Below are 11190 nucleotides of genomic sequence, written 5' to 3'. Positions count from 1 at the left end.
CCCTCTCCCCCCCTCCCCCCCCCGGCGCCGGGTCTGATCCGCAATATCTCGGCCGTCTCGTCGACCGAGCGGTCCTCCCAGTAGCGCAGCACGAGCACCGCGCGGTCCTGCGCCGACAACCGGGACAATCCGGCCATCAGCGTGACGCGGAGCTCTATGTCCCCCGACTGCTGCACCGCGGTGTCCGGCAGGGAATCGTCGGGACGCTCCGACGACCGCTTGAGCCGCTGCGCGGACACGAAGGTCCTGACGAGCGTGGTGTGCGCGTACGCGACAGGCGACTCCATCACGCTGACCCGGCGCCACTTGCGGAAGAGCTTGCCGAGCGTGTCCTGCACCAGGTCCTCGGCCAGGTGCCAATCGCCTGTCAGAAGACATGCCGTGCGCAGCAACTGCCCGCTTCGCGCGTGCGCGAAGTCCTCGAAATCGCCCACCCGACCCCCCGTCATGGAACCTCCGCGCGTCGACGCCCGAGTCATGCGAGTAACGCTTCAAACCATCGGGTGCGTTACCGGCCGACGCGTTTTGGCCGCGGAACCGTTTCGGAAAGGGGGAGCCGCCGCGTCAGCCGGTCCGCCGCCTCCGCGGTGCGCAGAGCCTCCTCCGGCGGCCGGTCCTGCCACAGACCGAGGGAGACCGACAGCCTCACGCCACCGCCTCCAGCACGACGGCGCTCCCCGGGCCGGCCGCGCCGCTCACCGCGCGACGCCGTGGCGGGCCCGGGAGCGGGCGAGTTCGTCCGCGCAGACGCCGATCAGGACGGCCCCAGTCGCGCCGAACGCATGGCTCATCGCGATGGTGTCGCCGTTGACGTTGAAGCGGCCGTCGCCGAACCCGAGGTCCCGTTGGATCTTGACGCACAGTGCGGCGAACATCTCGGCGTACTCCACGACATCGATGTCGCCCGAGCGCAGCCAGGCGCGCGCGATCGCGCAGTCGACCGCGGTCTGCCCGGCGACGATCAGCCTGGCCTGGCCGGAGCGCACGAGCGCGCCCGCGGTCGCGTCGATGCCCGAGGCGCAGGACGCCCCCTACTCCCCCGCTCGACCTGCAAGCCTGCAACGCCCCCCTCACAGCCCTGACCGTGACCCCACCGACGGAGGGCCCCTGAGCCGCCGCGATGTTGATGCAAATTCCCGAGATCGCCTGCACAGATGCGCGCATTCAATGCGACGATCGAGGCGCGGGAAATTCCCTCGCGATACTTTCGCGCGATGAGCGATCAAATTCTCCGCTTCTATTGGTTGGGCGAACTTTCCCTACTTCAGGGATCCGCCGCCGAATTTGCTCCATCGGACTTTCCGGGCAATGCGGTTAATATCTCGCCGATTCTTCGCAGTCCACGACACAACGTCCGACGGAGTGCGGCTCGACCGGCGGCCTGGCGTCCGCCGACGGCAAGTCTGCAAGTCACCGTCCCGGACACGCCGCGGGGGCGCTACCGGGGGGCGGCACCGGGTTCCTGCATGGCCTGCCCCTACGGTGGGGTATCCTGTGCCCTCACCTCTGTGGGATCGCGGGGATTCCACGGACGCCATTGCGCCGCCGGGTACGGCCGGCCTGGGTATTTCACCGATTTGCGAGGATGGAATGACGCGCAGTGCGCATACGGGTACCGCTGCGCCCGAAGCGCCGGCGCCGGAATTCGCAAGGCGCTGCACCGTTTCGGTACGCGGGCGGCGAAGGCTCGCCTTCGCTTTCGCCGGAGCGACCCCCATGCGTGCGCGCGAAGTGAACCGGGCCCGAGTGGCCGAGATGTTGACGGCGGCGGGGATCGATTTCTTCACCGTGCCGACACTGGATGACCGCTCGACCGCGGTGGCGGTGCGGGAGGACGCCCGCGATGCCGTGTTCGAGGCGTTGACCGCAGACCTCGGGCTCGTTCCGGGCTACATATCGGCGCTTGCGTCCGTCTCCGGCGCCAAGGAGCGGCTTGAGTACTGCGCAGGCGGCCGTCCGATCACACTCGGCAACGCACACGCAGTGCGAGTCACGCGCTTCGTCGCCGACGAAACCGAATCACTGGTGTGCGGCCACGAATTCGGCTGCGTCATCGAGTTCTGGCGTGTCGACGGCGAGGATCTCGTCGCGCCGCGAGCGAACAAAGTCACCACGCGCGTACCTGCCCGGCACACCGTGGTCCCCGTTGCCCAACACCGTTTCACCCGCTTGTACTCGGCGTACGCAGCCCTGCCACAGGGCGTCGAACCCACCGTGCCTTCACTCCCGGAGTTCGACTGCCTCAAGACCGGCGACATCGACTTCCCCATCGACGTCGTCTACACGTGGGTGGACGGCACGGATCCGGAGTGGGCCAAGCGCAAGGCCGAGGTCCAGGGCACGGTGTACCACGAGGAGTCCGCGAGCGACGCGCGATTCCTCAGCCGCGACGAACTCCGCTACTCAGTACGCTCGTTGCACGCCTTCGCACCCTGGGTTCGGTGTGTCCACATTGTCACCGACGACCAAACTCCGGCATGGCTTGCCGAAGGACAGACAAGCGTCCGAACGGTCAGCCACCGTGAGATCTTCAGTGACAGCACCCACTTGCCGACCTTCAACTCGCATTCAATAGAAAGCCAACTGCACCATATCGACGGGCTGTCCGAGCACTTTCTCTACTTCAACGACGACATGTTCCTCGGACGCCCCATCGCACCGCAGGCGTTCTTCACGCCGTCCGGCATGACCAAGTACTTTCCCGCGGGCGCACGAATCGCCCTGGGGCCTGTCACGGAGAACGACACCCCGGTCGACGCCGCGTGCAAGAACAACCGGGCACTGCTGGAACGCACGTTCGGGCGAGTGATCTCACAACCGATGGACCACATCCCGTACGCGCTGTCCAGAAGCGTCATGCGCGAGTTGGAAGAGCGGTACCCGGACGAATACGCACGGACCGCCGGCAGCAAGTTCCGCGCCCTCACCGACTTGTCCGTCACCTCCTCGCTCGCGCACTACTACGGACTGCTCACCGGCCGTGCAATCGCCGGCTCGGTCCAGTACGGCTACGTACATCTGGCGCACCCGGAACTCGCGAGCCGACTGGCCCAGATGCTGCTGCGACGTGACCGCGACGCGTTCTGTCTCAACGACTCGTTCTCCAGCGCCGCCGACATCGAGGTCCAGAACGCGGTCATCAGCCCCTTCCTGGACGCATACCTGCCGGTTCCCAGTCCCGCGGAGCGGGTGCCGTCGTGGCCGTCGCCGACGGCACCCACCGAGGAGCTGAACTGACCATGGGCGAACTGGAAGCGATCCGCCTCGTCGGTGCGGCCTATCGCACGGTCCTGCCGCCGCAGATGCGCGATGTCATATCCGAACGTCTCAGCCCCGAGACCCGCAAGGGCATCAAGTCCAAGGCGTCGTGGCTCATGGTGCCCGCGGAGCGGGCGGGACGCGCCCGGGCACGACGTCGTTTGAGGCGCTTCAACCTCGCAACCCCGCGAACGCGCAGGGTGCTTGCGGACGGTCGCGTGGCCGAGGTCCACAACGGACTCACCGACTCACTCGCCCGCGAGCTGAACCACGCCGCGGTCGCCACGGCACTCTCCGCGTGGAAGATCCCGCACTTCACCGTGCCCGGCCTGGACGACCGGCGCACCGTCGTCGCCGTCGCGAAGGAGAATCGCGCGCGCACGCACCAGGCCCTCCGTGCGCTGCTGACCGAGTCATCGGGCTACGTGGAGGCCGTGCTGCCGGCGCCGCGGCGGAACGCCGGTCCGAAGCCGGGCTCGGAAACCGCCTCCTGGCGTCCGTTGGGGAAGTCCAATGTCATCCGGGTCAGTTGGGTCCGCTGCGACCCGACGGGACACCTCGTCAAGGCGGCCGAGGTGGGTGTCGACGTCGAGTTCTGGTCCCGCGACGGCAAGCAGCTCCGCGGGCCGCGACAGAACCGCGTCATGAGGCTGGCCCCGGCGACCGCGCCGACCGTCTCCGAGCCGATGCACAAGTTCAGCGGGTACGCCGATCCGGCCCGGCAGCGGCCCCGTGTCCTGACGCACCACGGGTTCGGGGTGCCGCGGGTGGACGAAGTGGCGTTCGCCATCGACGCGGTGTGCCTGTGGAGCGGACCTGTCCGACCCTCCACGGTGTCGGACGACATCGCGGAGGCAATGCTCCGAGCCGCGCTTCGGTCGATCCACCAACACAGTCCCTGGGTACGCACGGTCCACGTGGTGGCAACCGCGCCCGTCCCCGACTGGGTGGCGCGCGAGCACGAACGGGTGCGCGTGGTCGACGCGTCCGACCTCGTCGACGATGCGGCATCCGGCACGGACGGCATGAGCGACGTCGACCACCGGTTGCACCGAATACCGGATCTGTCGGAGCAGTTCCTGTTCCTCCCCGCCGGGTCTCTGCTCGGCCGTCCACTCCGCAAGAACTCGTTGTTCACCCCGGCGGGACTCGCGCAGTACGTGGCCGCGCCGCTGCGGCCGGGCGAAGCCACCCCCGCCTGGATGTCGTTGGTGGCACGAGAATCGGGACGCGCCGTGTCCTCCGGCGTGTTCGCCGGCCCCCAGGCCTTCTGTGTTTCGGTCCTCACGGAGGTTGCCTCGTGGGCCGATGAGGCACGCGCGGCAGGCGACGCAGCTCCTCTCGCAGGCCTGCACCACTACTGGGCCTCGAACCGAACTCTCGAACGAAGCGCGCGTTACGCGGGGGTCCACCTCGCCGCACGGCGCCTCGACGTCCATCTCCAGCGTCTGCGCATGCGCCGGGACACGGATTTCCTCCAGTTCTTCGGCGTCGACGACGCGATCGTCGCGGACGGCGCCCGCGACACGGTCGCGGACTTCCTCGCCATGTACTTCCCCGTCCCGTCCCCGTTCGAGCGAAGCGGCGCCCGGGAGCTGCCGGGAACAGGTGTCACGTGCTGAACGCCGAGAACTCGCCGCTCGTCGCCGCCTACCGCAAAGCGCTGCCGGAAGCGGCCCGCAAGAACATCGCCCGGCAGATGCCGCACAACCTGCGCTCGCAGGTCAAGCGTCGCGTCGCAGCCCTCGGCAGCCGTGCCTCGGCCATCGTGCCCGCGAACATTCCCGCGCGCTGGGCGGGCCGACTCGCCGCGGAAGAGTGGCGCGCGGTCCCGCGTCGCGGACGCGTGATCGTGGCACGGGTCGATCCGGAACTCAGCCCCTTGCGAGCCCGGGAAGAGAATCTGAGTCTCGTCGTGGCCGCGCTGGACGACGCCGGGATCGACCACTTCGCGGTGCGCGGCACCAACGACTTCCGCAGCACACTCGCCGTGTCCTCGGCCGACTGGCAGCAGGCCCTGGCCGCGCTGCTTCGCTGCGCGTTCGACGAGCCCCTGTATGCGAGCGCGGTCAAGGCCGACGGCAGCGCGGACCGCGCGGTGGAACTCGGCGGCCCCGCCGTGCCGCGCTGGGCGGGCGATGCCGAGGTTGTGCGCATCACGACGTTCCGGACCGAGCCGTCCGGCACTCTGGTCCTCGGCGACGCCTTTGGCTGCGACCTCGAACGCTGGGAACCCGAACAGAATCTCCTGATCGCACCGCGCGACAACCGCGCCAGCACATCCGTGCGCCGCGACCGGCCGCCGGTACGCCTGCCCGCCCCGGTGTTCACCCAGTTCCACGCGCACGGCGCACAGCCTGCTCACGTGCGCAGCCGCGAGGAGTTCGACGGTGCGCTCCCCGAGGACGTCGGCTTTCCCGTCGACGCCGTCTACACGTGGGTTGACGGCTCCGATCCCGAGTGGCGCAAGCTCCGCGCGCAGGCCGACGAGGCGACCTACCACGAAGAGTCCGCGAACCTGGCGCGCTACCTCAGCCGCGACGAACTCCGCTACTCGCTTCGATCGCTGCACGCCAATGCGCCGTGGATCCGGCACGTCTACCTGGTGACCGCGGACCAGACCCCGGCGTGGTTGGAGCACGCACACCCGCGGGTCAGCGTGGTCAGCCATCGCGAGATCTTCACCGACCCGGCAAACCTGCCGACGTTCAACTCGCACGCCATCGAAAGCCAGTTGCACCACATCGACGGACTTTCCGAGCACTTCCTGTACTTCAACGACGACATGTTCCTGGGACGCCCCGTGCTCCCCGGCGACTTCTTCCTGTCAAATGGCATGACGCGCTTCTTCCCGTCGAACGCCCTCGTTCCCAAGGGAGCTCCGGAATCGGCGGACCAACCGGTGACCAGCGCGGGCAAGAACAACCGGGCACTGATCAAACGGCAGTTCGGTGCCGAGATCGTGCGGAAGATGCGGCATGCTCCCTACGCGCTGCGGCGGAGCGTCCTCGCGGAAATCGAGGATGTCTTCGCCGACGAGCACCGGCGTACCGCGGCAAGTCGCTTCCGGGACATCACCGATCTCTCCATCGCCTCGTCGCTGCACCAGTACTACGCGTACTACTCCGGACGCGCGGTGCCCGGGGAGATCAGTCACCGGTACCTCGATCTGGCGCACCCGCTGGTCGACCGCCGTCTGGGCCTGCTTCTGGCCAAACGCGACCGAGACGCGTTCTGCCTCAACGACACGACCACAGGCGCGCGGGAAGCGGCACTGCAAGCCGACGCGATCGCCGCGTTCCTGGACGCCTACTTCCCCGTCGCGAGTCCGTTCGAGACAGAATCGACCGAGCAGTGAAGATCTCCTTCCTCATCCAGAACATCTACGGCATCGGCGGCACCAACCGCACTGTCCTCAACCTCGCCCAGGGACTCGCGGCGGACCACGAAGTCGAGATCGTCTCCGTCTTCCGGCGCCAGCAGAAGATGGCATTCGAACAGCCGACCGGTGTGACGGTCCGACCGCTCGTCGACCTGCGCCCGGGAGCGTCGGGGGCCGACCGCGGGGCACCTCAACTGAGCGAGCCGAGCACGTTGGTGCCGCCCGAGGAGGAGTACTACGGGCAGTACAGCGCCCTGACCGACGAGCGCATACGTGCGTACCTCGCGGACACGGACGCCGATGTCGTCGTGGGCACGCGGTCCAGCCTGAATCTGATGATCGCCCGCCTGGGCCGGGACGACGTCGTCAAGATCGGCCAGGAGCACATGACGCACCTGCGGGTGCCGGACCGGGTACGGGAGGCGTACCGGGCCCACTATCCGCGTCTGGACGCCGTCACGACCGTCACCGAGGCCGACGCGCGCTCCTTCGCCGAGCACACCCACGTGCCCGGCGTACCGGTGGTCGCGATTCCCAACAGCACTGCCGCCTCCACCATCCCGCCCGCCGATGGCCGCCTTCCCGTCGTGATCGCCGCCGGACGCTTGCAGCCGGTCAAGCGCTACGACCTCCTGATCCAGGCCTTCGCCTCGCTCCGCCACGACTTCCCCGAGTGGCAGTTGCGCATCTACGGGCAAGGGCCGGAACGTGCGTTGCTCCGCGAACTGATCAGCGAGCTGAGTCTGACCGATTCGGTCCTCCTGATGGGGGGAGTCACCCCGCTCGACCCCGAGTGGGTCAAGGGGTCCGTGGCCGCCGTGACTTCGTCGGAGGAGTCGTTCGGCATGACCTTGGTCGAGGCCATGCGCTGTGGGCTGCCGGTGGTCAGCACCGACTGTCCGGTGGGCCCGCGGGAAATCATCACCGACGGCGTCGACGGACTTCTTGCCGCCGAGGGCGACATCGAGGACATCGCCAAGGCGCTCGGTCGCCTCATGGGCGACGCCGACCTGCGTGCGGCGATGGGCGCCGCCGCGTTGGAGAACAGCCGCCGTTACGACCCGTCCGCTGTTGCCGCCCGGTACTCCGCCCTCATGACCGAGCGCGCCGAAGCGCGTGGGCTCGACCCCGGCCGCCGCCCCGCGCACCGTGCCGGCCTCCGCGAGGCGGTCCAGGACCGGCTGCTGCGCCGTGCGCCGGAGGCGACCGTGGACCTGACGGTCGGCGCCGACGGCGGCATGGGGTTCGTGCTCCGGGTCCCGCCGGACAAGGCGGACGCCACGGTGGCCCTGCGCGAGGTCGAGGACACCGGGGCCGAGCGGGTCGTGTCGCTGTCCACACAGAGCACGGCGGGACACGGCGAGGACCAGGCCGTGCTGACCGCCGCCCTCACAGCCGCGCAGGCGGAAGCCCTGGACGAGGGGCGATGGGCTGTGATCGTCGAACACGGCCTGGGGCGGCGGGCGCGTGTGCGCGCGGGGGTAGTGGACTCGCGGGGACTCCTGCACCGCAAGCTCGCTCTGCTGCGATCCCCCGAGTCATCCGGTTCCTTCGCGTGGCAGGCTCCTTACGCGACGGCTCAGGGGCACCTCGCGCTCCGGTCGTGGCGCCGTCCCGTGCATGCGGAGTGCACGTCGGTCGACGTCGATGTCGACGGATTCGTTGTCCACGGCGTGCTGTTCGGACCGGACGAGCCGACCGCGGATGCGGTGCTCGTCCTGAAGCGGCGCGGAGACGGAGCAAGTGTGGTGGTCGCAGGGCCATCGGAGGTCGACGGTCGCCGCTTTTCGTTCTCGCTGCCTTTCCAGCGCGTCGTGAGTGCCCGTCTGACCCGGTGGGAGGACTGGGACTGGTGGCTGGCGCCCCGCGGCAACGTGGACCAGTCTGTGCGCGTCGGACGGTTCCTTGACGATTTCGTGCAGAAGAAGGCCGTGTACGAGTACGACGCCGTGACCGTCGCCGATGAGGACGAGGACGGACTCGTCGTCGTGCACCCCGTGCCTCGGGCCGACGTCCGTGCCTACTGCACCGGGCACAGCGAGTTGTCGATGAACGTCATCGACCGCACATGAATCCGCAGGATCGGTCGGGACAACGATCGGGGGAAGCAACTGCCGCGCGCGGCATGGGAGGAGCGTCCGCAGTGGAGCAGCCGGGTGTGGCGGTTCCGGAGAATTCCGAAACCCCTGGGCAATCGGCGCCGAACGCCCAGACGACCGGCGTCTCCCCTTTTCGCGGGCATAAGCGGCGAACCGTGCTGGGGGCCGTGGCAGGGTCGGTGGCAATCGGGACGACAGTACTCGGCGTGAGCCCAAGGGTTCGGGAGTGGGTCGGCATCGCACAATCGGACGAGAGCGGGACTCCCTCGCCGGGGACCGGGGACGCCGGGCCATGGGCAGGCTCGTACGTGCAAATCGTGGCTCACCCCGACGACGACCTTTACTTCATGAACCCGGGTGTCCTCAACGCCATCGCCGCGGGAAGCCCGGTGACGACGGTGGTCCTCACCGCGGCCGAGGGAGACGGCCGCAATGTGGACACGGACGCACCGGACCGAAACCGCACTGCGGTGGACTATCCCGGCTACACGCGGGCCAGGCAGACCGGCCTGCGTCGTGCCTACTCGCTCATGGCGACGGGGCGGACCGACGGTCCTTGGCGCAGTGAGGCCGCGCGATTCGCCGATGGGTTCCTCGTGCACCGCGACGTGCTGGTGAGCCACCCTAACGTGCACCTGATCTTCTTCGATCTGCGCAAGAGCGACACCTTGACCGGCTACAACGGCCCCGTGTTCTCGCTCGTCAGGCTGTTCGACGGAACCGCCCCCGCGCAGCAGACGCTGCCGGTCCCGGGTTCGCCCGTAACCGAGGTCCAGAACGCGAACCGCACCCAGGTGGTCGACTCACTCGCGGGGATCCTCCGCGAATACCGGCCTTCGGTTCTCCGCACCCTGGACCCCGACCCCGAACACGACGCCGGCAAGGCCCAATACACCGTGTCGGACCACACGGACCACACGGCCGTCGCCCTGCTCACGCGCGAAGCCGTCAGCCGAGTGGCCACGGACAAGAAGACCCTCCGCCCGGTCGTGGAGCACTACCGCGCCTATGCAAACCGGTTCTGGCCCTACAACCTGGGCAAAGACATGCACACCGAAAAAGCGCGAGTCCTGGCGGTCTATGCCGGTGCGAACGGCGAGACGTGCCGTGGAAACGACTGCGGCGACCATCAATTGGGCACCGACCCGTACCGCAGCACCCACATCTTCAGCACTGCCGAACGCTACGCGCCCGACACCTCGTGGCTGGTCCGTGACGCCAAAGGACAGTTGCTGGCCGCCGCCGTGCTCGGCGACGTCGCCGTTTACTGGACGCAGGACGGTCCCGGCAAGGACCACTGGACGGGACCGACCGCACTGCCGGGGAACGGGCTGACCCCTCGGCTCGCGGCAGCCGCAGGCTCGGACGGGCGCGTCCATCTCGTGGGTCTGCGCCGCACATCAGGCGCGGACGGAACGCCGAAGGTCGACCTGGTGCGCGCCGTCCAGCCTGCTCCCGGAGAGCCGTTCGGCGCCTGGGAGTCTCTCGGCAACCCTCAGGGTTCCGGAAGCGAGCCGAGACGGCAACGCGAGGCGGGCGTCCCCACGGTGGCGGTCGACGGCAAGGGCTATGCACACGTTTTCGTTCGCAATTTCGGGCAGGGCCTGTCCATGCGAGCCGAGTCGGCCGACGGCTGGGGCCCCTGGACCGACTTGGGCGGCACCTTCCTCCAGGATCTGCCCAAGGCGGTCACGGTCGCCGATGGGACCGTCGAGGTCAACGTCCCTGACAAGAAGGGCGTCCGTCGCTGGTACCAGCAGTCACCGCAAGGACCCCTTGTCCACGACGACAAGCCCCGCGGGCTGCCGGTCGCCTCAGCCGGGTTCAACGCCGTGCCGGTGGGCCAAGGAGTCGGCCTGTACTACCGGCAGGGGGAGACCGCCGAACCCCTGGTGTTCCGGAATTCCGGTGGGACGCGAGGAGACTTGTCCCTGTTCAAACCCGGCGGGCCCACCGGGTTGGGCCCGGTGGGCGCACTTTGGCGGGAAAGCCACGGAGGGCCCGACACGCTGATGCTGGTCCGCGACGCCGCAGGCACACTCTTCGTCGCCGCGACCGACAACGTCGGCGCCCCCCAGTGGCGCCGCCTCGCCGGCCCGATCACACGTGCCCCGGCCATGGCCCTCGACTCACGTGGTCGCACCGTCATTGCCGCGATCGGCGTCGACGGACAACTGCACATAACCCGCCAGGACGATGAAAACCCTCAAGGCGAGTTCACCGTATGGGTCACCGTCTGACGGACGACCCGGCGTCCTCCCGGCGTGCCGCGCGCACGTACGGGTCGACTCGGTGTGACCAGAGGCAAGACCAGCGAACCCGAGGACGGAAACAGTGACCGCGCAGCCCGCCGTTCCGCACCCGACGCCCGTGCGAAAGGCCGTCGTCCCGGCGGCGGGGCTGGGGACGCGGTTCCTGCCCGCGACGAAGGCGACGCCGAAGGAGATGCTG

General features: G+C 68.8%; 7 protein-coding genes and 1 pseudogene. 6 read left to right on the top strand and 2 right to left on the bottom strand.

Features of this window, described 5'->3' with window-relative positions; translation table 11 throughout:
• Together ACRX5S_RS20310 and ACRX5S_RS20305 are read right to left on the bottom strand one after the other, a co-directional pair.
• Positions 1-449 (bottom strand): SigE family RNA polymerase sigma factor (locus tag ACRX5S_RS20310; RefSeq protein ID WP_436774418.1); only part of this gene is annotated, 449 nt, incomplete at its 3' end.
• A gap of 246 nt (positions 450-695) precedes the next feature.
• Entirely contained in the window at positions 696-986 is a 291-nt protein-coding gene (locus tag ACRX5S_RS20305) for a hypothetical protein (RefSeq protein WP_436774417.1), read from the bottom strand.
• A 730-nt stretch (positions 987-1716) separates the two neighbouring features.
• On the opposite strand from ACRX5S_RS20305, the gene ACRX5S_RS20300 reads away from it, so the two are divergent.
• From ACRX5S_RS20300 to ACRX5S_RS20275, 6 genes and pseudogenes are all read left to right on the top strand, one after another.
• Positions 1717-3237, top strand: coding sequence for a stealth family protein (locus tag ACRX5S_RS20300; protein ID WP_436774416.1), 1521 nt, complete (start codon positions 1717-1719; stop codon positions 3235-3237).
• Between the two features lie 2 nt (positions 3238-3239).
• Positions 3240-4880, top strand: a complete 1641-nt coding sequence (locus tag ACRX5S_RS20295) for a hypothetical protein (protein WP_436774415.1) — start codon at positions 3240-3242, stop codon at positions 4878-4880.
• A complete protein-coding gene (locus ACRX5S_RS20290) occupies positions 4874-6616 on the top strand; it encodes a stealth conserved region 3 domain-containing protein (protein ID WP_436774414.1) in 1743 nt (580 codons plus the stop codon). Before ACRX5S_RS20295 ends, ACRX5S_RS20290 begins: the two co-directional genes overlap by 7 nt.
• Positions 6613-8712 carry a glycosyltransferase family 4 protein gene (locus ACRX5S_RS20285; RefSeq protein WP_436774413.1) on the top strand — a complete coding sequence of 700 codons (2100 nt, stop codon included), beginning with the start codon at positions 6613-6615 and terminating at the stop codon, positions 8710-8712. Before ACRX5S_RS20290 ends, ACRX5S_RS20285 begins: the two co-directional genes overlap by 4 nt.
• Positions 8713-9056: 344 nt before the next feature.
• Positions 9057-10979, top strand: a complete 1923-nt coding sequence (locus ACRX5S_RS20280) for a PIG-L family deacetylase (RefSeq protein WP_436774412.1) — start codon at positions 9057-9059, stop codon at positions 10977-10979.
• A gap of 94 nt (positions 10980-11073) precedes the next feature.
• Positions 11074-11190, top strand: a pseudogene (locus tag ACRX5S_RS20275) (UTP--glucose-1-phosphate uridylyltransferase); the annotation flags it as partial.

It is taken from the genome of Yinghuangia sp. YIM S09857 (assembly GCF_051388915.1).
Lineage (GTDB): Bacteria > Actinomycetota > Actinomycetes > Streptomycetales > Streptomycetaceae > Yinghuangia.
This window is presented reverse-complemented; position numbering and strand designations above follow the sequence as displayed.